The 25,796-nt window shown below is 75.9% G+C and carries 21 protein-coding genes; 14 read left to right on the top strand and 7 right to left on the bottom strand.

Annotated elements, in window-relative coordinates:
• The first annotated feature begins 55 nt into the window (after positions 1-55).
• Positions 56-1,690, top strand: a complete 1,635-nt coding sequence (pgm, locus tag BLQ97_RS19805) for a phosphoglucomutase (alpha-D-glucose-1,6-bisphosphate-dependent) (RefSeq protein ID WP_091368050.1) — start codon at positions 56-58, stop codon at positions 1,688-1,690.
• A gap of 110 nt (positions 1,691-1,800) precedes the next feature.
• A complete protein-coding gene (locus BLQ97_RS19800; RefSeq protein ID WP_217637289.1) occupies positions 1,801-2,886 on the top strand; it encodes a M20/M25/M40 family metallo-hydrolase in 1,086 nt (361 codons plus the stop codon).
• Positions 2,887-2,934: 48 nt separating this feature from the next.
• Here BLQ97_RS19800 and BLQ97_RS19795 read toward each other — a convergent pair whose 3' ends face one another.
• Complete coding sequence (locus BLQ97_RS19795) at positions 2,935-3,813, bottom strand: sensor domain-containing diguanylate cyclase (RefSeq protein WP_245692502.1); 879 nt, start codon at positions 3,811-3,813, stop codon at positions 2,935-2,937.
• A 141-nt stretch (positions 3,814-3,954) separates the two neighbouring features.
• On the opposite strand from BLQ97_RS19795, the gene BLQ97_RS19790 reads away from it, so the two are divergent.
• Positions 3,955-4,458 (top strand): flavin reductase family protein, encoded by a 504-nt coding sequence (locus BLQ97_RS19790; protein WP_245692501.1) that lies wholly within the window; start codon positions 3,955-3,957, stop codon positions 4,456-4,458.
• 15 nt (positions 4,459-4,473) lie between these two features.
• Here the strand turns inward: BLQ97_RS19790 and BLQ97_RS19785 are convergent, their stop codons facing one another.
• Positions 4,474-6,849, bottom strand: coding sequence for a SpoIIE family protein phosphatase (locus BLQ97_RS19785; protein WP_245692500.1), 2,376 nt, complete (start codon positions 6,847-6,849; stop codon positions 4,474-4,476).
• Positions 6,850-7,001: 152 nt separating this feature from the next.
• On the opposite strand from BLQ97_RS19785, the gene BLQ97_RS19780 reads away from it, so the two are divergent.
• Positions 7,002-7,823 carry a hypothetical protein gene (locus BLQ97_RS19780; protein WP_091368043.1) on the top strand — a complete coding sequence of 274 codons (822 nt, stop codon included), beginning with the start codon at positions 7,002-7,004 and terminating at the stop codon, positions 7,821-7,823.
• Positions 7,824-7,827: 4 nt separating this feature from the next.
• Here the strand turns inward: BLQ97_RS19780 and BLQ97_RS19775 are convergent, their stop codons facing one another.
• From BLQ97_RS19775 to BLQ97_RS19765, 3 genes are all read right to left on the bottom strand, one after another.
• Complete coding sequence (locus BLQ97_RS19775; RefSeq protein ID WP_091368041.1) at positions 7,828-8,247, bottom strand: hypothetical protein; 420 nt, start codon at positions 8,245-8,247, stop codon at positions 7,828-7,830.
• Entirely contained in the window at positions 8,240-8,605 is a 366-nt protein-coding gene (locus BLQ97_RS19770) for a hypothetical protein (RefSeq protein WP_091368603.1), read from the bottom strand. The genes BLQ97_RS19775 and BLQ97_RS19770 overlap by 8 nt, the downstream gene beginning before the upstream one ends.
• A 156-nt stretch (positions 8,606-8,761) precedes the next feature.
• Positions 8,762-9,754 carry an aldo/keto reductase gene (locus BLQ97_RS19765; protein ID WP_091368038.1) on the bottom strand — a complete coding sequence of 331 codons (993 nt, stop codon included), beginning with the start codon at positions 9,752-9,754 and terminating at the stop codon, positions 8,762-8,764.
• A gap of 460 nt (positions 9,755-10,214) precedes the next feature.
• Between BLQ97_RS19765 and BLQ97_RS19760 the strand changes: the two genes are divergently transcribed.
• Positions 10,215-11,696, top strand: coding sequence for an HNH endonuclease signature motif containing protein (locus BLQ97_RS19760; RefSeq protein WP_091368036.1), 1,482 nt, complete (start codon positions 10,215-10,217; stop codon positions 11,694-11,696).
• A gap of 31 nt (positions 11,697-11,727) precedes the next feature.
• On the opposite strand, the gene BLQ97_RS19755 is transcribed toward BLQ97_RS19760, so the two are convergent.
• A complete protein-coding gene (locus BLQ97_RS19755) occupies positions 11,728-12,399 on the bottom strand; it encodes a hypothetical protein (protein ID WP_139173765.1) in 672 nt (223 codons plus the stop codon).
• A gap of 212 nt (positions 12,400-12,611) precedes the next feature.
• Between BLQ97_RS19755 and BLQ97_RS19750 the strand changes: the two genes are divergently transcribed.
• From BLQ97_RS19750 to BLQ97_RS19735, 4 genes are read left to right on the top strand one after another with little or no spacing between them, the layout of a single operon-like run.
• Positions 12,612-14,393, top strand: coding sequence for an N-acetylglutaminylglutamine amidotransferase (locus BLQ97_RS19750; RefSeq protein WP_091368032.1), 1,782 nt, complete (start codon positions 12,612-12,614; stop codon positions 14,391-14,393).
• 11 nt (positions 14,394-14,404) lie between these two features.
• On the top strand, positions 14,405-16,150 hold the full coding sequence (gene ngg, locus BLQ97_RS19745; protein ID WP_245692499.1) for an N-acetylglutaminylglutamine synthetase: 1,746 nt from the start codon (positions 14,405-14,407) through the stop codon (positions 16,148-16,150).
• A 6-nt stretch (positions 16,151-16,156) separates the two neighbouring features.
• Positions 16,157-16,525 (top strand): fluoride efflux transporter CrcB, encoded by a 369-nt coding sequence (crcB, locus tag BLQ97_RS19740; protein ID WP_091368599.1) that lies wholly within the window; start codon positions 16,157-16,159, stop codon positions 16,523-16,525.
• The gene (locus BLQ97_RS19735; RefSeq protein ID WP_091368030.1) at positions 16,522-16,872 is read left to right on the top strand and encodes a FluC/FEX family fluoride channel; all 351 of its coding nucleotides are present in this window, start codon (positions 16,522-16,524) and stop codon (positions 16,870-16,872) included. Before crcB ends, BLQ97_RS19735 begins: the two co-directional genes overlap by 4 nt.
• Before the next feature lie 7 nt (positions 16,873-16,879).
• Here BLQ97_RS19735 and BLQ97_RS19730 read toward each other — a convergent pair whose 3' ends face one another.
• Entirely contained in the window at positions 16,880-18,583 is a 1,704-nt protein-coding gene (locus tag BLQ97_RS19730) for a putative bifunctional diguanylate cyclase/phosphodiesterase (protein WP_139173764.1), read from the bottom strand.
• Between the two features lie 180 nt (positions 18,584-18,763).
• Here BLQ97_RS19730 and BLQ97_RS19725 point away from each other — a divergent pair, with 180 nt between their 5' ends.
• The 5 genes from BLQ97_RS19725 to BLQ97_RS19705 all read left to right on the top strand — a co-directional run.
• The gene (locus BLQ97_RS19725; RefSeq protein WP_091368025.1) at positions 18,764-20,179 is read left to right on the top strand and encodes an alpha,alpha-trehalose-phosphate synthase (UDP-forming); all 1,416 of its coding nucleotides are present in this window, start codon (positions 18,764-18,766) and stop codon (positions 20,177-20,179) included.
• A complete protein-coding gene (otsB, locus tag BLQ97_RS19720) occupies positions 20,176-20,922 on the top strand; it encodes a trehalose-phosphatase (protein WP_091368024.1) in 747 nt (248 codons plus the stop codon). The genes BLQ97_RS19725 and otsB overlap by 4 nt, the downstream gene beginning before the upstream one ends.
• 321 nt (positions 20,923-21,243) lie before the next feature.
• Positions 21,244-22,845, top strand: coding sequence for a methyl-accepting chemotaxis protein (locus BLQ97_RS19715; protein ID WP_091368021.1), 1,602 nt, complete (start codon positions 21,244-21,246; stop codon positions 22,843-22,845).
• A 48-nt stretch (positions 22,846-22,893) separates the two neighbouring features.
• Positions 22,894-24,504: a methyl-accepting chemotaxis protein gene (locus BLQ97_RS19710; RefSeq protein WP_091368018.1), complete on the top strand. Its 1,611-nt coding sequence runs from the start codon at positions 22,894-22,896 to the stop codon at positions 24,502-24,504.
• Positions 24,505-24,804: 300 nt separating this feature from the next.
• Positions 24,805-25,796 (top strand): MCP four helix bundle domain-containing protein (locus BLQ97_RS19705; protein WP_175471835.1); only part of this gene is annotated, 992 nt, incomplete at its 3' end.

The raw sequence follows: 25,796 nt of genomic DNA, 5'->3' as shown, positions 1-25,796 counted from the left end.
CCTGGCGGGGTGGACCGGTCGCGGCAGCAGGGGTCGGAGGGCCAGGATCATCGCCGTGACCGATCCCCGTGCCGGCCAGCCCGCCGCCCCCGCCGACCTGGTCGACGTCGCCTCGCTGGTGACCGCCTACTACACGCTCGTGCCCGACCCGGCCGAGGTCGCCCAGCGGGTGGCGTTCGGCACCTCGGGCCACCGCGGGTCCTCGTTCGACACGGCGTTCAACGAGGCGCACATCCTGGCCACCACCCAGGCGATCTGCGAGTACCGGAGGGCGCAGGGGTACGACGGGCCGCTGTTCCTCGGCCGCGACACCCACGCGCTCTCCGAGCCGGCCTGGGCCTCGGCGCTGGAGGTGCTGGCCGCCAACGACGTCACCGTGCTGGTGGACGCCGCCGGCCGGTACACGCCCACCCCGGCGGTCAGCCACGCCATCCTGGCCGCCAACCGGGGGAAGAGCTCGGGGCTGGCCGACGGCATCGTCGTCACCCCGTCGCACAACCCGCCCCGCGACGGCGGGTTCAAGTACAACCCGCCGTCGGGCGGCCCGGCCGACACCGACGCCACGAAGGTCATCGCCGACCGCGCCAACGAGCTGCTCGCGGCCGGTCTCGACGGGGTGCGCCGGGTGCCGTTCACCCGTGCGCACGCGGCGGCGCAGCGGCACGACTACGTGGCCGCCTACGTCGACGACCTGCCCGCCGTCCTCGACCTCGACGCCGTCCGCGACGCCGGGGTGCGGATCGGCGCCGACCCGCTGGGCGGGGCGTCGGTCGACTACTGGGCGGCGATCGCCGAGCGGCACCGCCTCGACCTCACCGTGGTCAACCCGCTGGTCGACCCCACCTGGCGGTTCATGACGCTCGACTGGGACGGCAGGATCCGGATGGACTGCTCCTCGCCGTCGGCCATGGCCTCGCTCATCGGCAAGCGGGCCGACTACGCGATCGCCACCGGCAACGACGCCGACGCCGACCGGCACGGCATCGTCACCCCCGACGCCGGGCTGATGAACCCCAACCACTTCCTCGCCGTCGCGATCTCCTACCTGTTCGCGCACCGGCCCGAGTGGGGCGCCGACGTCGCGGTGGGCAAGACGCTGGTGTCCTCGTCCCTCATCGACCGCGTCGTGGAGGGCCTCGGCCGGCGGCTGGTGGAGGTGCCGGTCGGCTTCAAGTGGTTCGTCCCCGGCCTGCTCGACGGCACGGTCGGCTTCGGCGGCGAGGAGTCCGCCGGCGCCTCGTTCCTGCGCCGCGACGGCGGGGTGTGGACGACGGACAAGGACGGCATCCTGCTGGCCCTGCTGGCCAGCGAGGTCCAGGCGGTCACCGGCAGCTCGCCGTCGCAGCTGCACGCCGAGCTGACCGCGCGGTACGGGGAGTCGGCCTACGCGCGGGTGGACGCGCCCGCCTCGCGCGAGCAGAAGGCGGCGCTGGGGAAGCTGTCGCCCTCCGACGTCGCCGCCACCGAGCTGGCCGGCGAGGCGATCACCGCCAAGCTGACCGAGGCCCCTGGCAACGGCGCCTCCCTCGGCGGCCTCAAGGTGGTCACCGAGAACGCCTGGTTCGCCGCCCGCCCGTCGGGCACCGAGGACGTCTACAAGGTGTACGCGGAGTCCTTCCGCGGCCCCGAGCACCTCGCCCGCGTGCAGGAGGAGGCCCGCGCCGTCGTCGGCGCCGCGCTCGGCGGCTGAGCACTCCCGCGGAGTCGCCCGGTGCACTTCCGCGGAGTCGCCCGGTGCACTTCCGCGGAGTTGCCCGGTGCACTTCCGCGGAGTTGCGCCGGGCGGGGCAGGATCGGGCCATGACGACGGCCCTGGACCCGACCGCCCTGGTGCGCGAGCTCGTCGGCCGCAGCACCGTGTCCGGCGACGCCGACGCGCAGCGCGACCTGCTCGGCGCGGTCACCGAGGTGCTGCACGAGTACGCGCCGCACCTGCTGGTGACCGAGGGGCGCGACCGCGACCACCCGTGGCGGCTGCTGCGCACCCCCGCCGACCCCGGACGGCGGCAGCTGCTGCTGGCCTGCCACGTGGACACCGTGCCGGTGCCCGACGCGGGTGCCTGGCAGCGCGACCCGTTCGGCGCCCAGCTCGAGGACGGGCGCGTGTGGGGCCGCGGGGGCAGCGACATGAAGGCGGGCGTCGTGGCCGCGGTGGCCGCGCTGGCGGCGGCCGACCCGCAGGCGCCGGTCTCGCTGCTGCTCACCAGCGACGAGGAGATCGGGTCGCGGGGTGCCGCCGCCGCGGCCGCCGCCGTCGCCGAGCTGCCGGTGGGCGCCGTCGTCGTCCCCGAGGCCACCGGCAACGAGGTCGTGCTCGGGCACAAGGGCGCGCTGTGGCTGGCCGTGCGGACCGCCGGCCGGGCCGCGCACGGCAGCACGCCCGAGCGCGGGCACAACGCGGTGCTCGACCTGGCCGCCCTCCTCGCCCGGGCCGGTGCCGCGCTGCCGTTCCGCAGTGACCCCTTCCTCGGCACCGAGACGTGGAACCCCGGTGTGGTGGCCGGCGGCACGGTGCCCAACGTCGTCCCCGACCGGGCCGAGGTGGTCGTCGACATGCGGACCGTGGCCGACGGCGACGGCCTGCTAGCCTGGTGGCGGGGGCAGCCGGAGGTGGCCGACGTCGAGGTGCGGGTCGACCTGCCGCCGGTCGGCACCCCCGCCGGCGACCCGTGGGTGGCCACGCTGCCCGCCCCGGTGCGGCCCACGCCGGCCACCTACTTCACCGACGCGTCCGTGCTGGTCCAGGTGGTCGACGGCGCCCCGATCGTGGTGTGGGGCCCGGGGACGCCCGCCGTGATGCACGCCGTCGACGAGTACGTGGAGCTCGCGGAGCTGGAGCAGGCCGCGGCCGCCTTCACCGACGTCGTCGCCGCCTGGCGCGGCTGAGCGCAGCGGCGGGGGCAGGTCAGCGGGGGCAGGTCAGCGCCGGCCGGCTCAGCGCCGGCTGGCCTTGTCGGCGTACATCGCCGCGTCGGCCTGGCGCACCACCGCCTCCTCCGCCTGCCCGGGCTCGGTGCCGGCGTCCACCGAGCCGATGCCGATGCTCAGCCCGACCCGCACCGTGGTGCCGCCGACGGTCAGCGTCCCCGGCATGCCCTCGCGCAGCCGCGCGGCGAGGTGCTCGGCGTCGGCCCGCTCGGTGTTCTCGCAGACGACGGCGAACTCGTCGCCGCCGAGCCGCGCCGCGGTGTCGCTGGCGCGCAGCACGCCGGAGAGCCGGTCGGCCACCGCGACCAGGACGGCGTCGCCGGTGTGGTGGCCGTGCTCGTCGTTGACCGCCTTGAACCCGTCGAGGTCGAGCACCAGCACGCAGGTGGGCGTGTGCTCCCGGTGGCCCCGCTCGAGCGCGTGCCGCAGCCGGTCGTGGAACAGCAGCCGGTTGGGCAGGCCGGTGAGCGGGTCGTGCGCCGACAGGTGCAGCAGCCGCTCCTCCAGCTCCTTGCGCTCGGTGACGTCCTCGACCACCAGCACCAGGTGCGGCGGGTCGCCGTCGACCCAGGACGTCGTCACCTGCACCGGGACCACGCCGCCGTCGGGCCGCTGCACCCGGCACTCGTAGCGCACCCGGCCGCGGCGCTCGCGCAGCTCGCGGCACACCGCCCGCGCGCCGGGCACGTCCTCGGGGTGGGTGTAGGCGAAGACCGTCGCGCCGCGCAGCTGCTCCGCGGGGACGCCGACCAGCTCACCGAGGACGGCGTTGGCGGCCAGCAGCTCGCCGCTCGGCGTCCCCAGGGCCACGCCCATGGGCGAGTGCGTGAAGGCGCTGTCCAGGTCGGCGCGTGGCCGGCTCCCCCCGGCCTCGACGTCGAACACGGTGCACCTCCAGTCCTCCCCCACCGACACCGAGATCATCCCCGATCCCCCAGTGTTCCCGCCCGGGTTCCACGTGGAACCTGCCCACGAGGGAGGATGGTCCCGTCGCGTGACGTCCGCGCAGGTGACGAGGAGGGTCGTGTGAGCGAGAGCCCGGTCGAGGTGATCGACCCGGGGGTCATGCGCGACGTCCTCGGCCACTTCGCCTCCGGCGTCACCGTGGTGACCGCCGACACCGACGACGGCCCGATCGGCTTCACCTGCCAGTCCTTCAGCTCCCTGTCGCTGGACCCGCCGCTGGTGGCCCTCGCCCCGGCGCGCACCTCCCGGACCTGGCCGCGGCTGCGCGAGCTCGGCCGGTTCTGCGTCAACGTGCTCGCCGAGGACCAGGCCGGGCTGTCGTCGGCGTTCGCCCGCTCGGGCGTGGACAAGTTCGCCGGGGTCTCGTGGCGGCCCAGCCGGCAGGGCTCCCCCGTCCTCGACGGCGTGGTCGCGTGGCTGGACTGCACGCTGTGGGCCGAGTACGACGGCGGCGACCACACGATCGTGGCCGCCCGGGTGCTCGACCTCGCCGCCGACCCGGGGCGCCGCCCGCTGCTGTTCCACCGCGGCCGCTACGGCATCGCGGAGGACCTCGGCGACTGAGGCGGCGCCCTCCGGTCAGCCGAAGCGGACGGCGATGAGCGCGACGTCGTCCCGGCCGTCGAGGGGAGCGCGGACCGCCGCGTCGCACAGCTCCCGGGGCGAGGCGTCCACCGGGGTGGCCGACAGGCGCTCGACCAGCGCGGCGATGCCCTGGTCGAGGTCGGAGCCGGGCGTCTCCACCAAGCCGTCGGTGTAGCCGAGGACCGTCGACCCGGCCGGCAGCTCCACCTCCAGCGCCGCCCGCTCGGCGTCGACGTCGACCCCGACGAGCAGCCCGGTGACGCCGTCGACGGGCCGCACCGCGCCGTCGGGCGAGCGCAGCAGCAGCGGCGGGTGGCCGGCGCTGGCCACCCGCGCGCGCCACGGGCCGCCGGGCGCGGCCGGGGGGACGGCGTTGAGGTAGGTCATCGTCGCCAGCGGCGCCACCCGCAGGCCCTGCACGAGCCGGTCGACGCGGGTGAGCACGGTGCTCGGGTGCGGGTCGGGCGCGTCCCACAGGCAGGCGCGGATGAGGCCGCGCAGGTGCCCCATCGCGGCCGCGGCGGCGACGTCGTGGCCGACCACGTCGCCGACCACCATGCCGACCGAGCCGTCGGGCAGCTGCAGCAGGTCGTAGAAGTCGCCGCCGACGTCGGCCGCGGTCGAGGCGCTCACGTAGTGCGCGGCGGCCTGCACGCCCGGGATGGCGGGGAGGTCGGGCAGCAGGGAGCGCTGCAGCGTGTCGGCGACCGCGTGCTCCTGCTGGTAGAGCCGCACGTTGTCCATGACCAGCGCCGCCCGGCGGGCGAGGTCCTCGACCAGGCCGACGTCGTCCGGGGTGAAGGGCCGGTCCGCCGAGGTGCGCACCAGGGTGATCGAGCCGCGGGTGCGCCGGCGGGCGACGAGCGGAGCGCTCAGCGCCGCCACCGCACCGAGCCGGGCGGCGACCTCCTGCGCCGACGGCGAGGCGACGGTCTCGTCCAGCTGCGCGGGCAGCCGCTCCACCAGCACCGACCGCGAGGTGGTGATCGCCTGCTGGCTGGGCGAGTGGGGTGGCAGCCGCACCCCCTGGCCGGCGGCGTGGCGGCGCAGCTGGGTCAGCCGCAGCTCGCGGTCGCGGGAGGCGACCTCGCGGACCTCGCCGGACTCGTCGACCACCGTGACGACCACCCAGTCGGCCAGCGTGGGCACGCACAGGGTGGCCAGCCGGTCGAGCAGGTCGCCGACGTCGAGGGTGGCGATGAGCGAGCTGGTGGCCTCGGCCATGAGTGCCAGCCGGCCCTGGGCGCCCTCGGCGGCGGCCTGGGCCCGCTCGGCGTCGGCCTGCGCCCGCTCGGCGGTCGCGCGGGCGCTCTCGGCCTCCTGCCGGGCGGCCTGCTCGGCGGCCAGCGCGGCCTCGCGCTCGTCCTCGACCCGGACGCGCTCGGTGACGTCGGTCTGGATGCCGACGAAGCTCACCAGCTCACCCTCGCCGTCGAAGACCGGGCTGATGGCGAGCTGGTTCCAGAAGGCGGTGCCGTCGCGGCGGTGGTTGAGCACCGTGGTGGTCAGCGCGCGCTGCGCGGCGAGCGCGGCGCGGATCTCGGCCACCGCGGCCGGGTCGGTGCCCGGGCCCTGCAGGAACCGGCAGTTGCGGCCCACCGACTCCTCGTACGAGTACCCGGTGATCCGGGTGAACGAGGGGTTGACCCAGATCAGCGGGTTGTCCGGCTGGCGGGGGTCGGTGATGGTGAAGGCGATGTCGGTGGCGACGACGGCCCGCTCCCGCAGCGCCTGGAGCTCCGCCTCGGCGTCCCCGCCGCCGACGCCCTCGACCTCGAGGAACACCACCAGCGAGAGCTGCCGGGTGCTCGCCGGCTGGGAGAGCGGGAAGCCGGTGACCCAGAGCAGCCGGTCGGCCCGGCCGTCGTCGTCCCGGGCCCGGGCCGCGTCGGTGCCCCGGCCGGGCACCAGCCGCACCGCCTCGCCGGTGATGGGCTGCCCCTGCGCGACCAGCGACAGCGGGCCGGTGGTGCGCGCCAGCGGCGCGCCGCCGAGGTCGGTGAGACCGACGGCGGCACCCCAGGTGTCGATGTCGACGGGCAGCCGCACGTCGCCGGCCAGCTCGATCGCGGCGTCGTTGGCGTAGGTGACCGACCCGGACTTGTGGTCGATGAGCAGGACGGCGACCGGCACGTCGGCGAGCACCGCCGGGAGCGCGGCGGCCGAGCCGTCGTGCTCGGAGACGGCGACGCTCGCGGCGGTGACGACGTCGGACTGCTGGTCGCCGCGACCGCCGACCGGGGCGGTGGCCTCCGCCATGGCGGCCCGGGCCTCCGGCCGCACGCCGTCCTCGGCCGGCCCGGCGCCGAGGGCACGGGAGGCCGGGCTGGTCGAGGTCGCACCCGTCGGCCGCTCACCCTCCGGTCGCACGCAACGAATCTAGCCGGTGTGCACCGCCGGCCGCCGCCCGCTCCCCGGTGCACCACCCCGCGGGCGGTCGCCCGGACGGGTGTCCCCGCCGGTCAGGTGTGCGGCGGCCGCGCGCGGGCACTCCCCGGGGACGGTCTCGGGAGGGAGACGACATGGGACTGCTCGACCGGCTCCTCGGCCGGCGCCGCGCACCGGAGCCCCGCTACGACACCTACGCGGACACCTACGCGCCGCCCCCACCGCCTCCGCCGCCCGCGCACGGCGGCGAGCAGCGCCAGCAGCTCACCGACCAGCAGGCCGTCGAGCGTTACCGCTACCTGCTGCGCACCGCGCCGCCCGACCAGATCGAGCAGGCCCACGCCGAGGCGTTCGGCCAGCTCACCCAGCAGCAGCGGCAGGAGGTGCTCACCCAGCTCGCGGCCGCGGTCCCCGCGGGTGAGCGGCCCCGCGCCGACGACCCGCGGACGCTGGCCCGGGTGGCCACCCGCGCCGAGCTGCGCCAGCCCGGGACGCTGGAGCGCGCGTTCGGCGGCGGCTTCGGCGGCGGCCCCGGGTACGGACCCGGCCCGGGGTACGGCGGCGGCTACGGCCCGGGCTACGGCGGCGGCGGGTACGGCTACGGGCCGCGGATGGGCGGCTTCGGCGGCTCGCTGGGCGGCAGCCTGCTCGGCACCGTCGGCGGCCTGGTGATCGGCACCGCCGTGGCCGACGCGCTGTTCGACACCGGCCTCGGCGACTCCGGCCTGTTCGGCGGCGGCGACGAGGAGGCCTACGCGGAGGGCTACGCCGACGGGGCCGACGGGGCCGACGGGGCCGACGGCGGCGGGGACGGTGGCGGGGACTACGCCGCGTCGGACGGCGGCTACGGCGGCGACCCGGGTGCCGACTTCGGCGGCGGCGCCGACAACGGCTACGGCGACTACGGCGGCGGGGGTGACTTCGGCGGCGGGGACTTCGGCGGTGGGGACTTCTGACCGCTCAGCCCCGGCCGGCCGCCCGCCCCTGGCGCCGCAGCCACAGCAGGCCGAGCACCGGCAGCACCAGGGGCACGTAGCCGTAGCCGCGGCCGAACGCCGACCAGACCGTCTCGTCGGGGAAGGCGGCCCGGTCGGTCAGCGACAGCGTGCCCACCACCAGCACGCCGACCAGCTCGACCGTGATCGCGGCCAGCGCCACCCGGCGCCCGCCCCGGGCCAGCGCCACGGTGGCCACGACGTAGACGACGGCGGCCAGCGCCGACAGCAGGTAGGCCACCGGCGCCTCGGCGAACCGGGTCGCCAGCTGCACCCCGGCCCGCGCCCCGGCGGCCAGCGCGAACACCGCGTAGACGGCCACCAGCACCCGGCCCGGCCCGGCCGCCGTCCCGCCGGGCGCCGTCCCCCGCCCGGCCTCAGCCACCGGGCGCCTCCCACAGCTGCACGAGGCGCCACACCATCACGAGGGTGACCAGGCTGGCCACCGCGAGGACCGTGCCCGCCCAGCGGCTCGGCTCGGTGCGCGACCACAGCACCCCGGCCACCGGCAGCAGCACCACGCCGGCGAGGTAGCCGACGAAGGTCGCCGTCTCCGGCGGCCGCTGCCCGCCGGCCAGCGCGACGGCCGCGACGACGGCCTGCACGAGCAGCAGCACCTCGAGGACGGCGGCCCCGGCCAGGTGCACCAGCCCGATCCGCCGGCGGGCGGCGGTCGAGGCCAGCCCGGCGAGGGCCACGAGGGCGGCGACCGTCGTGGCCGACCAGACGAGGACGGCGTTCATCGCGCCCATGATGGCGCGTTCCCCGGGTGGGGCGGTTGCGGGCGGGGGGTGTCCCTGTCACACGACCGTGCGCGACCTCGTCGTCGACCTCGACGGTGCCGCTCCCCCCGGGCCCTCGCGCCGCCGTGGCCCAGTGCGGCCACCGGGGCCACCGGCTCAGCGGTGGACGCTGGACATGTCGGGGTAGCGGTCGCCGACCGCGGCGCCCACGGGCGCGGCGTCGTCGAGGCGGCGCAGGTCGTCGTCGGTGAGCCGGACGTCGGCCGCCGCGGCGTTCTCCTCCAGCCAGCGCACCCGCTTGGTGCCCGGGATCGGCACCACCGGCGGGTTCCCCCCGCGGTCGCCCTGCGCCATGACCCAGGCCAGTGCCAGCTGCGAGGCGGTCACGCCGCGCTCGTCGGCGATCTCGCGGACGCGGTCGACCAGGCGCAGGTTCTGCTCGAACGCCTCGCCCTGGAACCGCGGGTTGTTGCGCCGGAAGTCGTCGGGCGCGAGGTCGTCGACGCTGCGGATCTGCCCGGAGAGGAAGCCGCGGCCGATCGGTGAGTAGGCGACGAAGCCGATGCCCAGCTCGGCGCAGGTGGACAGGACGCCGTTCTCCTCCGGGTCCCGGCTCCACAGCGAGTACTCCGTCTGCACCGCGGCGACGGGCTGGACGGCGTGCGCGCGGCGGATGGTCTCCGGCGCGGCCTCCGAGATGCCGGCGAAGCGCACCTTGCCCGCCTCCACCAGCTCGCGGATCGCGCCCCAGGTGTCCTCGACCGGCACCGACGGGTCGACGCGGTGCTGGTAGTAGAGGTCGATGACGTCGACGCCGAGCCGCTGCAGCGAGGCGTCGCAGGCCCGGTGGACGTACTCGGGCCGGCCGTTGATGCCGCGGAAGGAGCCGTCCTCGCCGCGCTCGTTGCCGAACTTGGTGGCCAGGACCACCTCGTCGCGGCGGCCGGCGATCGCCTGCCCGACCAGCCGCTCGTTGGTGAAGGGCCCGTACATGTCGGCGGTGTCGAGGAGCGTGACGCCGAGGTCCAGCGCCCGCTGGATGGTGCGCTCGGCCTCCGCCTGGTCGCCGGTGCCGTAGAACTCGCTCATCCCCATGCAGCCCAGCCCGAGGGTCGGGACGGACAGGGACCCGAGGGTGCGTGTCTCCATGACCCCCGTCCTGCCCCCGGTCGGTCGTGCCCAACCGGTCGGGAGGGGGGCACCGCTCCGCCACCCGCCGCACCGCGCGCTCCACGCTGCACGCTCGCACCCGAAGTCCACCCAGCTCGCCGCCGTCCGAGGTGACATCGCCACCGAGATGGACGGCCCGGTGCGGAGAGTCTCCGGCCCGATCGCGCCCGACCTGTACGTGTACGAGTCCGAGGAACCTGCCCTCACTCGCCGGGGGCGTCGGTCCGTGGTCCCGCTGGAGTTCCAGCCTGGGTGCACCGTCCGCCCGGATGAGCGGCGGGGCGGACAGTTCGCCTCGCGCCCTCGACCGGGTCTCCGGTGAGTGAGGAACCGGCGGGCGCCGCGGACGTGCCGCGATGTCCGCTTTCCGTGCGAAAGACGTGGTCAGCAGCCCGTTCGTGGGCCCAGAACTGTCGTACCCCGGTCGTAGGTTCGGTTCGTGGAGCAGATCGGGGAGGACGCGCCGCCGTGCGACGGCGGCCTGCTCGTCGCCGAGCGGCCCGAGCTGCGCCGGCTGCCGGTCGGGCTGCTCACGCGTGAGCAGAAGGCGGCCGAGCTGGAGCACGTCGCCGCCCTGAAGGCCCGGCTGGCCGCCTACGAGGCGGAGCTGGTGCTGGGCCTGGCCGACGACAGTCCCGACGACCTGGACCCGGCGCCGGGGACGCCGGGGGCGCGGCGGGGGTCGTGGGCGCCGGATCCGGAGCTGCCCGGGGTGAGCGAGTTCTTTCCCGCGGAGCTGGCGGTGGTGCTCAACTGCGGCCGCCGCTCGGCCTCGATCCTGGCCCACCGGGCGTGGGTGTACCGGGAGTCGCTGCCGGCGACGTGGGCGGCGCTCGCCGAGGGGGTGCTGGACGAGGCGCGGGCCAAGGTCTTGGTGGACGTGCTGCAGCACACCGACCCGGCGGTGGCCCGCGAGGTGGAGGCCCGGCTGATCGGGCAGGCGGCCGGCTGGACCACGCACACCCTGCGCAAGCGGACGGTAGCCGCCCTGCTGGCCGTGGACGCCGACGCGGTCGATGTGCGGCGCCGGGACGCCGAGCGGCAGGCCGACGTGCGCGTCTACCCCTCACCCCGCGAGGGCATGAGCACGCTGGCCGCCGACCTGCCCGCCCCGGTGGCCGCGGCCTGCTTCGACCTGGTCGACCAACTGGCCGTGCTGCTCAAGCGGGACGGCGACCAGCGGCCCATCGGGCAGTTGCGCGCCGCGGTGCTCGCGGACCTGATCCAGCGCCCCTGGGACACCAGCCGCCCGGCGGTGACGGCGCACCTGCAGATCACTGCGACCCTGGCGGCCCTGGCGGGGGACAGCAACGAAGCCGGTGAGGTGAACGGGCTGCCGATCACCATCGGGCAGCTCCGCGAGCTGCTGCGCGCCCTCGACGGGCTGGGGTTGCGCACCCCGGAGGGCGGGTCGGTGACGCTGGCCCTGACCGAGGACGACGGCACGCTGCGCGCCACCAGCACCCTCGACCAATTGCGCCGGATCGCCCGCCGCGGCTGCCCGGAGCACCCGGCCGCCGACTGCGGATGTGCGGTGCTGGACCGGCCCGCGCCGGTCGATCGGCACGACCCGAGTGCGGCGCAGCAGACCTTCGTACACACCCGCGACCGCACCTGCCGCTTCCCCGGCTGCGGCCAGCGCGTCGGCTGGGCGGACGCCGACCACGTCGTCCCGCACGCGCACGGCGGCGCCACGGACTGCGGCAACCTGTGCTGCCTGTGCCGCAGCCACCACCGCCTCAAGACCTTCGCCCGCGGCTGGCGGTTCGAGATGAGCCCCGACGGGGTGCTCACCGTGACCACCCCGTCCGGGATCACCCGCACGACGAGACCACCGGGGATGCGACCACCGCCGGCCGCGACCCCACCACCCGGCGACCCGCCCTCACCCACCGACCCGGACGAGCCGCCCCCGTTCTGACCCGCCGGCGCGGCCGGCCCGCCGGGTGCTGCTACGCCCAGCGGGCCAGCGCGGTGCAGGTCCCCGGGGCCACGACGGTGAAGCCGGCGTCGACGATCTGCACCGGGGCCGTGGGGCGCAGCCGGGACCACCGGCCGGTGTCCGGGTGCTCCACCAGCACCGGGAACCCGGCGCCCGACCAGGCGGCCAGCCGGTCCGCGGGCATCCGCAGCGCGGTGACCTGGGCGGCGTGCCCGGCAGCCGCGGCGGCCTTGCCCAGCGGCAGGAACGGCGCCGGGCAGAGCGACACCACGACCGGGCCGCCCGGTACCGGCTCGACCAGCGGCAGGGCGTCCGGGTCCTCGAGCTCGCTGCCCGACAGCTGCAGCCTCGCCACCTCCCGCGGCAGCGCGTCGAGCGCGGTCGGCACCAGCGCCCGGACCTCCGCTCCGTCCACCGCCACGGTCACGCCGGGCAGCTCCGCCACCCGCTGCCAGGCCACCCCGCGCGCCCGTCGGCAGTGCTTGCGGATCCGCCCGTCGGTCCACCGCCGCACCTGCGGGTGCCACTCGCCGCCGGGCCGCACCCGTTCGTCGGCCAGCAGCCGGACGACGGCGACCGCGGCGGCCGCGCACACGGCCGTCCGGGTCGGCGGGGCACCCTTCTCGACGCGGGCGACCAGCTGCAGGGCCCAGGGCGCCTCGCCCTCCGGGTCGTCGTGCACGGGCACCACCCTGCCCGACGGCTGGGCGCCGGCTCCGTTCCACGTGGAACCGGACCCGACGCCGCGGGCACCGGGCGGCACCGGGCCCCGACACCGCTGGCGCCGGGCGGCACCGGACCCCGACACCCAAGCGGCACCGGGCCGTGTTGCGTCGGTGTGACGATCCCCCCGAGGCATCGCGGGAGCCGTCCCCGTGGGGTTGGATCGAACCCATGTGCGGCCTCACCGGAGAGATCAGGTTCGACGGCTCCCTGGCCGACACCACCGCGGTGGCGCGGATGGTCGAGGCGCTGGTCCCCCGCGGGCCGGACGGGCAGGGCCAGTGGAGCGCCGGCCGGGTGGCCTTCGGTCACCGCCGCCTGTCGGTCATCGACCTCTCCGCCAGCGGCTCGCAGCCGATGGTCGACAGCGAGCTGGGGCTGGAGGCGGTCTTCAACGGCTGCATCTACGACTACCAGGAGCTGCGCGCCGAGCTCGAGGCCCACGGCTACCGGTTCTTCTCCACCAGCGACACCGAGGTCCTGCTCAAGGGCTACCACCACTGGGGCGTCGACTTCGTCGACCACCTGCACGGCATGTTCGTCGTCGTCATCCACGAGCGGGACACCGGCCGCGTCGTGATGGCCCGCGACCGGCTGGGCATCAAGCCGCTGTACCTCGCCGAGACGCCGGGGCGGCTGCGTTTCGCCTCGTCACTGCCGGCCCTGCTGCGCGCCGGCGACGTCGACACCTCCATCGACCCGGTCGCGCTGCACCACTACCTGACCTGGCACGCCGTCGTCCCGGCGCCGCGGACGCTGCTCAACGGGGTCCGCAAGCTGCCGCCGGCCACTGTCCGGGTGATCGAGGCCGACGGCACCAGCCGCGAGCACCGCTACTGGGAGCCCGTCTACGAGCGCCGCGCCGAGCAGCAGGGCTGGTCGGCCCGCGACTGGGAGGACGCCATCGAGGAGGCGCTGCGGGTCGCCGTCCGCCGCCGCCTGGTCGCCGACATCCCGGTCGGCGTGCTGCTCTCCGGCGGGCTGGACTCCAGCCTCATCGTCGGCCTGCTCGCCCAGGAGGGGCAGACCGGGCTGGCCACCTACTCCATCGGCTTCGAGGCCGTCGGCGGCCGCGAGGGCGACGAGTTCCAGTACTCCGACGTGGTCGCCGAGCGCTTCGCCACCGACCACCACCGCATCCGGGTGTCCTCCGACGAGCTGGCCGCCGCACTCGGCCACGCGATCGGCGCGATGGCCGAGCCGATGGTCAGCCACGACGTCGTCGCCTTCGACCTGCTGTCGGAGCGGGTCAGCCAGTCCATCCGCGTCGTGCAGTCCGGGCAGGGCGCCGACGAGGTGTTCGCCGGCTACCACTGGTACCCGCCGCTGGCCGACGTCGGCCGCGAGGAGGCCGTCGAGCGCTACGCCGCGGCCTTCTTCGACCGCGGGCAGGCGGACATGCGCGCGCTGGTCGGCGAGCGGTACGCCCTCGACGGCGACCCGAGCCTGGACTTCGTCCGCGACCACATGTCCCGCGCCGGCGCGCAGACCGCCGTGGACGCCGCGCTGCGCCTCGACAGCGAGGTCATGCTCGTCGACGACCCGGTCAAGCGGGTGGACAACATGTCCATGGCGTGGGGCCTGGAGGCCCGGGTGCCCTTCCTCGACCACGACCTGGTGGAGCTGGCGGCCCAGTGCCCGCCGGAGCTCAAGCTCGCCGACGGCGGGAAGGGCGTGCTCAAGGCGATCGGCCGGCGGATCATCCCGCCGGAGGTCATCGACCGCCCCAAGGGCTACTTCCCGGTACCGGCGATCACCCACCTCGAGGGCAAGGTGCTCGGCCTGGTGAAGGACGCGCTGTCCAGCGACGCGGCGCGGGAGCGCGCGCTGTTCCGCCCCCAGTACGTGTCCCGGCTGCTCGACGACCCCAACGCCGAGCTCACCCCGCTGCGCGGCAACAAGCTCTGGCAGCTGGGCCTGCTGGAGCTGTGGCTGCAGAACCACGGGGTTTGAGGAGGCGTTCCGTGGCACCCCGGCTCGCCGGACACCGCCGTCGGCACACCCCGGACCTGACCGGGCGCACCTACGGCCGGCCCTCCCAGCACGAGCTGGAGGGCATGGACGCCGACGTCGTCCTGGACCTCGCGTGGGGCCGGCTGGTGTTCGGGCAGACCTTCGCCGAGATGCGGAACATCCTCGCGGCGCTCCGCGCCGAGGGGACCGGCCAGCGCGACATCTGCATCTACGCCCGCGACCCGCACGTGCTCGTCGGCCTGGCCCCCGACGAGCTGTTCATCGACCCGAGCTACACCTACCGCCTCGACCTCTACCGCTACCGGCCGCGACCCGAGCTCATCCGCGGCGTCTTCGTCCGCACGGTGACCTCGCTGGACGACATGGTGGCGATCAACGGGGTCTACGCGCGCAACGGCATGGTCACCGGCGCCCCCGAGACGATGTGGGCCAACCACCGCACCCGCGCCTTCACCTACCTCGTCGCCGAGGACACCAGGACCGGCCGCGTCGTCGGCACGGTCACCGGTGTCGACCACGTGCTCGCCTTCGGCGACCCGGAGGGCGGCACCAGCCTGTGGTGCCTGGCCGTCGACGCGCAGAGCGCCCCGGCGGGCACCGGCGAGGCGCTGGTGCGGGTGCTCGCCGAGCGCTACGTCGGCCGCGGCCGCTCCTACGTGGACCTCTCGGTGCTGCACGACAACAGCGGGGCGATCGCGCTGTACCGCAAGCTCGGCTTCGTGCGGGCGGCCGCGGTGTGCGTCAAGCGCAAGAACCCGATCAACACGCCGCTGTTCGCCGGCGGCCCGCCCGGCCTGGACCTGCTCAACCCCTACGCGCGGATCATCGCCGACGAGGCGCTGCGCCGCGGCATCCGCGTCGAGGTGACCGACGTGGAGTCCGGCGAGATGCGGCTGTCGGTGGGCGGACGGCGGGTGCTCACCCGGGAGTCGCTGTCGGAGTTCACCACCGCGGTCGCGATGAGCCGCTGCGACGACAAGCGGGTCACCCGGCGGATCGTCGAGGCCGCCGGCGTCCGGGTGCCCCGCGGGGTGTCGGCGCCCGAGGACGACCTCGGCCCGGCCCGGCGGCTGCTGGCCGAGTGCGGCGAGGTGGTGGTCAAGCCGGCCCGTGGCGAGCAGGGCAAGGGCATCACCGTGGGCGTCACCGACGACGGGGAGCTCGAGCGCGCGGTCGCCGCCGCCCGGCTGTTCTGCCCCGACGTGCTGGTCGAGGAGCTCGTCGCGGGCGAGGACCTGCGCGTGGTGGTCATCGACCACGAGGTGGTGGCCGCGGCGGTGCGCCGGCCCGCGGAGGTCGTCGGCGACGGCCGCCGCACGGTGACCGACCTGGTCCGCGAGACCAGCCGGCGCCGCGAGCGGGCCACCGGCGGCGAGTCGCGCATCCCGCTCGACGACGTCACCGCCGACGTCGTCCGGGCCGCCGGGCACGGGATGGACGACGTCCTCCCCGAGGGCCGGCGGCTGCGCGTGCGGCGGACGGCGAACCTGCACACCGGCGGCACCATCGAGGACGTCACCGACCGGCTGCACCCCGCGGTCGGGCAGGCCGCGGTGCGCGCCAGCCGGGCGATCGGCATCCCGGTGACCGGCATCGACTTCCTGCTGCCCGACGTCGAGGGGCCCGACGCGGTCTTCGTCGAGGCCAACGAGCGCCCGGGGCTGGCCAACCACGAGCCGCAGCCGACCGCCGCCCGCTTCGTGGACCTGCTCTTCCCCGAGACCCGCCGGAGGTAGGTGCGGGTGGCCTACCTGCTCGCGGCGCTGGGCGGGGCGCTCGGTGCACTGGCGCGCTGGGGCGTGGCCGAGGCGCTCCCCCGGGACGACGGCGGCTGGCCGTGGGCGACGCTGCTGGTCAACCTCAGCGGCTGCCTGCTGATGGGCCTCCTGCTCGGCGCGCTGGCCGGCCGCTCCCCCGAGCCGGTGTGGGCTCGGCCGCTGCTGGGCGTCGGGGTGCTGGGCGGGTACACCACCTACTCGGCGTTCGCGGTCGAGGCCACCGACCTCGCCGACGGCGGCGCGCTGCTCACCGCCGCCGCCTACGTGCTCGCCTCGCTCACCGGCGGGGTGCTCGCGGTGGCGGCCGGCGTCCACCTGGCCCGGCCCCGGTGACGCCGCTGCTCGTCGCCGCGGGCGCGATGGCGGGCGCGCCGCTGCGGCTGCTGGTCACCCGGCTGGCGGCCCGGCGGGGGCGCGACCCGGCGCTGGGCACGCTCGCGGTCAACGTCGCCGGGTCCGCCGTCCTCGGCGTGCTGCTCGGCCTCGGGGACGCACCGGCGGCCGTCGTCGCGCTGGTCGGCACCGGCTTCTGCGGGACGCTGACCACGTTCTCCACGCTCGGGGCCGACGTCGTCCGGCTGGTGGCCGGGCGGGCCGTGGGTCGCGCGCTGGCCTACACCGCCGCCAGCGCCGTCCTCGGCCTGGGCGCCGCCGCGGTGGGGTACGCCGCCGGGGGCTGACCCGTGCTCAGCGCAGGGCGGGCGCCGGCACCGGCCCGGCGGCGACGAGCTCGTCGACCGGCCGCGCGGCGCTGTAGAGCCAGCCCTGCACCAGCGGGCAGCCCAGGTGGACGAGCAGCCGCTCCTGCTCGGCGGTCTCCACCCCCTCGGCGACCACGGTGAGCCCCAGGGTGTCCCCCAGCTCGAGGAGGGCGCGCAGCATCCCCGCCCGGCGCGGCGAGGTGGTCGAGGTGGCCAGGAAGGTGGCGTCCAGCTTCAGGTAGTCGGCGGGCAGCGTGTCGAGCCGGCTGAACGACGACCAGCCGGTGCCGAAGTCGTCGATGGCCACCCCGATGCCGTGCCGGCGCAGCCGGGCGAGGGTGCCGAGCGCGGGCGACGAGGACGCCTCGAGCAGGCTCTCGGTGACCTCGACGACGAGGTCCCGCGGGTCCCAGCCGGTGTCCGCGAGGGTCTGCAGCACCCGCTCGGCGTAGTCCGGGCACACCAGCTCCTGCCCGGAGACGTTCACCGTCAGCAGCACCCGGCGGCCCCACGCGGCGGCCAGCCGGCCGGCGTCGGTGCACGCCGAGCGCAGGACCGTCGCCCCCAGCTCGCCGACCAGCCCGGCGGCCTCCGCCGCCGGGACGAACTCGGCGGGGGACACCGGTCCCCGCACCGGGTCCCGCCAGCGGGCCAGCGCCTCGACGCCGACCGTGCCCCCGTCGGCCAGCGAGACGATCGGCTGCAGCGCCACGGTGACGTGCCCGGCCGCGAGCGCCGCGGCGAGGTCCACCGCCACCCGGGAGGTGTCCCCGCCGCTGAGCACCGACCGCCCGCGGCCGCCGGCCTTGGCCGCGTAGAGCGCCGCGTCCGCGCGGCGCAGGAGGTCGGCCGCGCTCTCGCCGTCGGCACGGACGGCGACCCCGGCGGAGAAGCCGCAGCCGGGCAGCGCGGCGCGCACCGCCTCCACCCCCGCCAGTGCCCGCGCCGACGACCCGGTCGCCAGCAGCAGCGCGAACTCGTCGCCGCCGAGCCGCGCCACCGCCGTCGCGGCCGGCACCGCCCGGCGGCAGGCCACGGCCACCGACCGCAGCAGCAGGTCGCCGGCGCCGTGCCCGTGCGAGTCGTTCACCTGCTTGAACCGGTCGAGGTCGAGCAGCGCCAGCGCGACGGGGTCCCCCGGCCGGGTGGCGTCCAGCACGCCGTCGAACCCCCGGCGGTTGAGCAGGCCGGTCAGCCCGTCCCGGCTGGCGCTGGACGCGCGCTGCACCAGCAGGCCGGTCACCGCGGCCACCGCCAGGCACACGAGCGTGGTGCACACCGCGACCGCCGCGGGCACGTCGCGCACCGCGGCCAGGCAGCCGACCTGCGCGACCAGTGCCAGGCCGAACTGCGCGGTCGCCGGCGCCCAGGCGAAGAACAGGAAGCTGTCGACGGCGACGAAGACGTAGATCGCCGCGGCCGCGACGGCCGACGCGGGGTCCGGGGCCGCGAGCACCGCCAACGAGATCAGGCACGTCCCGCCGAGGACGGCGACGTGGAACGTGGCCCGCGGCAGCCGCTCGCCGCCCACGAGCAGCAGCAGCGCCACGGTGAGCGCGACCACGCCGATCACCGCCAGGACCCGGCCGTCGGTCCGGGGGCCGGTGACGGAGGCGAGGGCCAGCACCGCCGTCCCGCCCATGGCGTAGAAGGCCCCGGTGGTCCGCGCCATGACGCGCGCAGTGGCCACGTCGGGTGCCGTCGAGGGGATCCGCACGGGCAGCACATCGGCGGACGGAACCGTCCGCTGCAGCCCTGCCGGCCTCCGCGCCGTCCGTCGTCATCCCCCGGGGTGAGCCGGCGGGTGGCCGTCCCCCCGCCCGGCCCGGGGGTGCCGGGCGGGGTGACCGTCAGTAGGGTCGGTACCGGTATGGCCGGAACGGACGCAGGAGACGCGCGGGCGGACAGCCCCGTCGTCGTGGTGGCCAACCGGCTGCCGGTCGACGCGGTGACCGAGCCCGACGGCACGGTGCGCTGGCAGCGCAGTCCCGGTGGCCTGGTCACCGCGCTGGAGCCCTTCGTCGCCGGCCGCGGCGGCGCGTGGGTGGGCTGGTCGGGGTCGGCCGGCGAGGCGCCCGAGCCCTTCGAGTCCGGCGGGATGTCGCTCGTCCCGGTGCCGCTCTCGGAGGAGGAGGTCGACCGCTACTACGAGGGCATGTCCAACGCCTCGCTGTGGCCGCTGTACCACGACGTGGTCGAGAAGCCGGAGTACCACCGCACGTGGTGGGACACCTACGTGCAGGTCAACAAGCGCTTCGCCGACCGGGCCGCCGAGGTCGCCGGGCAGGACGCGATCGTGTGGGTCCACGACTACCAGCTGCAGCTGGTGCCGGCGATGCTGCGGCAGCGGCGCCCCGACCTCACGATCGGCTTCTTCCTGCACATCCCGTTCCCGCCCTACGAGCTGTTCACCCAGCTGCCGTGGCGCTCCGCCGTCGTCGAGGGGCTGCTCGGCGCGGACCTGGTCGGCTTCCAGCGGCCCAGCGCGGCCGCGAACTTCGTCCAGCTCGCCCGCCGGCTGCACGAGCTGCCCACCCGCGGCGCGACGATCGAGTACGACGGGCGCACCGTCACCGCCCGGGCCTTCCCCATCTCCATCGACGTGAGAGCCTTCGACGAGCTGGCCTCCTCCCCCGAGGTGCTCAAGCGGGCCGCGGAGATCCGCGCCGAGCTGGGGGACCCCGAGAAGATCGTCCTCGGCGTCGACCGGCTCGACTACACCAAGGGCATCGCCGTCCGGCTCAACGCCTTCCAGGAGCTCCTCGAGGACGGCGTCGTCGAGGCACCGGGGACGGTGATGGTGCAGGTGGCCACGCCCAGCCGCGAGCGGGTCGAGCACTACGTGCACATGCGCGAGACCATCGAGCAGCAGGTCGGGCACATCAACGGCGTGTTCGGCAGCCTCGGCGGGCCGGCGGTGCACTACATCAACCAGTCGATCCCCCGCGAGGAGCTCGCCGCCCTCTACCGCGCGGCCGACGTCATGCTGGTGACGCCCTACCGCGACGGCATGAACCTGGTGGCCAAGGAGTACGTCGCCGCCCGGGGCGACCTCGGCGGCACGCTGGTGCTCTCGGAGTTCGCCGGCGCCGCCGCCGAGCTCAAGCAGGCGTTCCTGGTCAACCCGCACGACATCGCCGGCGTGAAGAACCAGCTGGTGCGGGCGCTGCGCACCGAGCCCGACGAGGCCGCCCGCCGGATGCGTGCGATGCGCCGCCACCTGGCCCGGCACGACCTCGACCACTGGGCGTCGTCGTTCTTCGATGCGCTGCGCGCCCAGGCGTGAGCGCGGTCCCCGACGACCTGGCGGCCGCGCTCGCCGCCCTGGCCGGGCGCCGTCCGCTGCTGGTCGCCTCCGACTACGACGGCGTGCTGGCCCCGCTCGCCGACGAGCCCTCCGCCGCCGTCCCCTCCCCCGGCGTCGACGGGCTGCTGGCCCGCATCGCCGCGGCCGACGGCGTCACGGTGGCGCTGGTCAGCGGGCGCGGCGTCGAGGACCTCCGGCAGGTCAGCGGCTTCACCGGCAGCTACCGCTGGGTGGGCAGCCACGGCGCCGAGTACGGCGGGCCCCTCGCCGGCGAGCTGGCCGGCCGCCGCGACGCCCTGGCCGACCGGCTGGCCCCCCTGGTGGCCGCCGTCCCCGGCGCGCGGCTGGAGGTCAAGCCGGCCAGCGTGGCGGTGCACGTGCGGCAGGTCGCCGACCCGGCCGCGGCCACCCGGCTGCTGGCCGACGCCGGTACCGCGGTGGCCGATCCGTCACTGACGATGAAGCCGGGCAAGGCGGTGCTCGAGGTCGCCGTCACCGACGCCGACAAGGGCAGCGCGGTCGGCCGGCTGCGCGACGAGCTCGGCGCGGCGGCCGTCGTCTACCTCGGCGACGACGTCACCGACGAGGACGTGTTCGGCACCCTCCGCCCCGGGGACGTGGGCATCAAGGTCGGCGACGGCGAGACGGCCGCCGCGCACCGCGTGGCCGACCCCGCGGCCGTGGTCGACGTCCTCCGGCAGCTGGCCGACCGGCTCGGCTGAGCTCCGGGGCCCCGGGCACGGCGTGTCCGGTCCCCGGCCCGGGTGGCCGGCACCCGGCGGTCCGGTCGGCGTCCCCGCGCGGTCGACACGGCGACCGGGCGCAGCCTCCCGACGCGGGTGGACGCCCGTCCGGGAGGCGGGTCGCCGGACCGGTGCGGTCGACCTGGCGACGGCGCGGGTGCGGTCACCGCCCGCTCCACAACGATCCGGCCGGGGCCGTCCTCCGCGGGCCGGCGCGCGTCCGGGGAGGCCGCACGATTCCGGTGCACGCCCCGCGGGGCACCCCGGTCTCGGCGTGCGCACCCGCCCCAGGAGGCCCCCGTGAACGCCGCGACCCCCTCGCGCCCCCGTACCGCCGGCTGGTTCGCCGACCGTCCGCTGCCGGTGAAGTTCGCCGCCGTCGTCGCCGTCGGTGCCGTCTCGCTGGGCGGCCTGCTCGGCTCGGTGCTGGTCGGCAACGGCGCCGTCCGGGACGCCCAGCAGCGGCTGGCCGACCTGCACCACGCGGAGTCGCTGGTGCTGCGGCTGGACACCCGGGCGAGCGAGCTCAAGGTCGACGGGTTCAAGGCACTCGTCCGCGACGTCCCGGCCGACCAGCTCCCGGAGCTGGCCGACGACGTCGCCGAGCCCGAGGCGCTGCTGGCCGAGCTGTCCGGCGTCCCGCTGGACGGCGACGCGGCGACCGCGGTGGCCGACCTCGGCAGCACCTACGGGGACTACACCGACGCCATCACCGCCTTCGTCGACGGCGCGATCGCCGACCAGGCCGGCAGCCGGGTGCGCTGGGAGGACATCCAGGCCGCCAACGACCTCACCGACGGTGCCGTCGGCACCGCCAAGGACACGCTGGAGGCCGAGACCGCGGCGGCCGGGGAGGAGCTGGCCGCCACGATCTCCCGCTGGGAGACCACCGCCCTGCTCGCCGCCGCGCTCGGCCTGGTGCTGCTGGTCGGGCTCAGCTGGCTGACCGCCCGCTCGGTGATCGGTCCGGTCCGGCGCGTGCACTCCGCCCTCGACGCGCTGGCCGCCGGCGACCTGACGGGCACCACCGGCGTCGACTCCCGCGACGAGCTGGGCCGCATGGCCGCGTCCCTCGACGGCGCCCGGGCCGGCCTGCGGGAGGTGATGGCGTCGGTGGCCGGTGCCTCCGACGCGGTGGCCGCCAGCTCCGAGGAGCTGTCGGCGTCGTCGGCGCAGATCTCGGCCTCGGCGGAGGAGACCTCGGCGCAGTCGGGTGTGGTGGCCGGCGCTGCCGAGGAGGTGTCGCGCAACGTGCAGACGGTGGCCGCGGGTGCCGAGCAGATGGGGGCGTCGATCCGGGAGATCGCCAGCAACGCCGCCGAGGCCTCCGCGGTGGCCGCCCGCGCCGTCACCGCGGCGGAGACCACCACCGCCACGGTCGCCAAGCTCGGCGACTCCTCCGCCGAGATCGGCAACGTCGTCAAGGTCATCACCTCGATCGCCGAGCAGACGAACCTGCTGGCGCTGAACGCCACGATCGAGGCGGCGCGCGCTGGGGAGGCGGGCAAGGGCTTCGCGGTGGTGGCCAACGAGGTCAAGGAGCTGGCGCAGGAGACGGCCAAGGCGACCGAGGACATCGCCCGCCGCGTGCAGGCCATCCAGGGCGACACGACGGCGGCGGTGGCCGCGATCGGGGAGATCTCCCAGATCGTCGCCCAGATCTCCGACCGGCAGACCACCATCGCCTCGGCGGTGGAGGAGCAGACGGCGACGACGAACGAGATGAGCCGCTCGGTGCAGGAGGCCGCCCAGGGCTCCGGGCAGATCGCCGACAACATCTCCGGGGTCTCGACCGCCGCGGACTCCACCACCCAGGCGCTCACCCAGACCCGCACCGCCGTGGACGAGCTGGCCCGCATGGCCGGCGACCTGCGCAGCACCGTCGCCCGCTTCACGTACTGAGAGAGGACCTCCCTGCAGGGAGGCCGCAGCAGCGAACAGGAGAACCACATGCCCTCCCCCGCCGTGACTCGACGCCGGCGCTCGCGCTGGTTCGCCGACCGGCCGATCGCCGTGAAGATCCTCAGCCTGCTGGCCTTCAGTGCCTCCGTCGGCGTCCTCATCTGCACGGTCGCGGTCGGCCGGATCGGTGACCTCGACGAGAGCCAGCGGGACATGTACGAGGGTCACGTCGTCGCGCTCTCCGACCTCGACGACATCCAGGCCGGCTACGAGCAGCTGCGGCAGGGCTACCAGGCCTACTTCCTGGCCGACGCGACCACCCGCACGGGGCTGAGGACCCAGCTCACCCAGGGCCAGGCCGCGCTCGGCGAGCGGATCGACGCGTACTCCGCGACCACCGAGCACGCCGACCTGTTCGGTGCCCTCGCCGACGACGTCGCCACGTCCCTGCAGGTCAGCGACGACCAGTTCCTCGCCGCCCTCGACGCCGGGGACGTCCCCGCCGCCGGCGCGGTCGCCGCGGGCCCGCTGGTCGAGGCGCAGGACGCGGTGGTGGCGGACTTCGCCGGGCTGCGGCAGGTGCTGCGCGAGGAGGCCGACGCCCAGGCCGCGACGGGCGCCGAGACCGCCGCGGGCGCGGTCACGACCCTCTGGACGATCCTCGCGGTGACCGTGGGCGTCGGCCTGCTCATCGTCTCCGTCGTCGTCCGCCAGCTCGTGGGCACCGTCCGCGCCGTGCAGCGCACCGTCGACGCGCTGGCCGCCGGCGACCTCACCGTGACCCCGGACGTCGACACGCTCGACGAGCTCGGCCGCATGGCCGCCGGCCTGGGCGCCGCCCAGGACAACCTGCGCGCGGTGCTCACCTCGGTGGCCGCCTCGGCCGACGCCGTGGCCGCCTCCTCCGAGGAGCTGTCGGCCTCCTCGACGCAGATCTCCGGGTCGGCCGAGGAGACCTCGACCCAGTCGGGCCGGGTCGCCGCGGCGGCCGAGGAGGTGTCGCGCAGCGTGCAGACGGTGGCCGCGGGTGCCGAGCAGATGGGGGCGTCGATCCGGGAGATCGCCAGCAACGCCGCCGAGGCCTCCGCGGTGGCCGCCCGCGCCGTCACCGCGGCGGAGACCACCACCGCCACGGTCGCCAAGCTCGGCGACTCCTCCGCCGAGATCGGCAACGTCGTCAAGGTCATCACCTCGATCGCCGAGCAGACGAACCTGCTGGCGCTGAACGCCACGATCGAGGCGGCGCGCGCTGGGGAGGCGGGCAAGGGCTTCGCGGTGGTGGCCAACGAGGTCAAGGAGCTGGCGCAGGAGACGGCGAAGGCGACCGAGGACATCGCCCGCCGCGTCCAGGCGATCCAGGGCGACACCACCGCCGCCGTCGGCGCCATCGGGGAGATCTCCCAGATCGTCGCCCAGATCTCCGACCGGCAGACCACCATCGCCTCCGCGGTGGAGGAGCAGACGGCGACCACCAACGAGATGTCGCGCTCGGTGCAGGAGGCCGCGCAGGGGTCGGGGCAGATCGCGGACAACATCTCCGGGGTCTCCACCGCCGCGGACTCCACCACGCAGGCGCTCACCCAGACCCGCACGGCCGTCGACGAGCTCGCCCGCAGGGCCACCGACCTGCGCGCGACGGTGGGCCGCTTCACCTGGTGACCACCCCCCGCTGACGTCCCGACCGCGGCCCGCGCCCCTCCTCCTGGGGGAGCGCGGGCCGTGTCGCGTGCCGGGGGACCATTCCGCGGATCGTCAGGAATGGTCACCGGTCTCCGGCGGATTCCTTGTCGACACGGCGGTCCACTCCGTTCCGTCACCCCGGCCGTCGACCATTCCGGTCGTGCGCGGATCGTGACCGACACGCCATTACCAGGTCCGTGTGCGGACCATTCCCGTGCCCCACAGTCCCACTCGACAGCGCGCCCGGCGCTCCCCTGCTCGACACCCTGGAGAGAAACGATGACCACCCCGACCGACGTCCCCGGCCGCGCTCCCGCGGCCGGCTCCTCCTGGTGGGGCGACCGCGGCGTCAAGACCAAGGTCCTCACCGCGGTGGGTGCCGCGGCCGGTGTGGCGCTCGTCGTCGGCGTCACCGCCGTCGTCGGGCTCGACGGCGCCGCGGAGCGCGCCACGGGGCTCAACGCGCAGATCGGCGCGCTCACCGACGTCACCGAGATGCGCGGCGCCATGAAGGACGTCCGGATCAAGACGCGGGACGCGCTGATCAGCGTCGACCCGGCCCGCGTCGAGGCGGCCTTCGACGCCATGCCCGAGCTCGAGGCCCGGTTCGAGGAGGCCCGGCAGAGCTACGAGACCAGCGGGCTGACCGAGGAGCAGCAGGCCCTCGTCGCCCAGGCCGAGGAGTCCTTCCAGCAGTACCTCGAGGTCGGCGAGACCGTCCTCGCCCCGCTCGCGCGGGCCAACCAGCAGCCGGCCTGGGACGAGGCCAACCAGACGCAGGCCAAGCCGCTCGGCGACGCGGTCGAGGAGGCGGTCGTCGAGCTGGTCGAGATCGAGAAGACCGAGGCCGCGGCGGCCGCCGCGGCCGCCGAGTCCGGTGCCGCCCAGCAGCGGGTCCTCGTGCTCGTCGTGCTCGGGGCCGGCCTGGCGCTCGCCTTCGGTCTGGGCCTGCTCGTGGCCCGCACCCTGGCCCGCGGCGTGGCCCGCGTGCAGACGGTCGCCGAGGGGCTCGCGAGCGGTGACCTGACCCGCACCTCGGGCCTGACCACCCGGGACGAGCTGGGCCGGATGGGTGCCGCGCTCGACGGCGCCGTCACCGAGCTGCGGCGGGTCATGGGCACCGTGGCCGGTGCCGCCGACGCGGTGGCCGCGTCGTCGGAGGAGCTGTCGGCGTCCTCGGCGCAGATCTCGGCCTCGGCGGAGGAGACCTCGGCGCAGTCGGGTGTGGTGGCCGGCGCTGCGGAGGAGGTCAGCCGCAACGTGCAGACGGT

Origin of the sequence: Geodermatophilus telluris, assembly GCF_900102745.1 — a bacterium.
Classification (GTDB): Bacteria; Actinomycetota; Actinomycetes; order Mycobacteriales; family Geodermatophilaceae; genus Geodermatophilus; species Geodermatophilus telluris.
The sequence above is the reverse complement of the archived record's forward strand: the minus strand, read 5'-3'. Positions and strand labels throughout refer to the sequence as shown.

Bases quoted from the DNA above. Each gene is read 5' to 3' on its own strand.
- BLQ97_RS19765 (WP_091368038.1), bottom strand. From the start codon at position 9,754: ATGGAGACACGCACCCTCGGGTCCCTGTCCGTCCCGACCCTCGGGCTG.
- BLQ97_RS19800 (WP_217637289.1), top strand. From the start codon at position 1,801: ATGACGACGGCCCTGGACCCGACCGCCCTGGTGCGCGAGCTCGTCGGC.
- BLQ97_RS19725 (WP_091368025.1), top strand. From the start codon at position 18,764: ATGGCCGGAACGGACGCAGGAGACGCGCGGGCGGACAGCCCCGTCGTC.
- BLQ97_RS19780 (WP_091368043.1), top strand. From the start codon at position 7,002: ATGGGACTGCTCGACCGGCTCCTCGGCCGGCGCCGCGCACCGGAGCCC.
- BLQ97_RS19750 (WP_091368032.1), top strand. From the start codon at position 12,612: ATGTGCGGCCTCACCGGAGAGATCAGGTTCGACGGCTCCCTGGCCGAC.
- BLQ97_RS19710 (WP_091368018.1), top strand. From the start codon at position 22,894: ATGCCCTCCCCCGCCGTGACTCGACGCCGGCGCTCGCGCTGGTTCGCC.
- BLQ97_RS19770 (WP_091368603.1), bottom strand. From the start codon at position 8,605: ATGAACGCCGTCCTCGTCTGGTCGGCCACGACGGTCGCCGCCCTCGTG.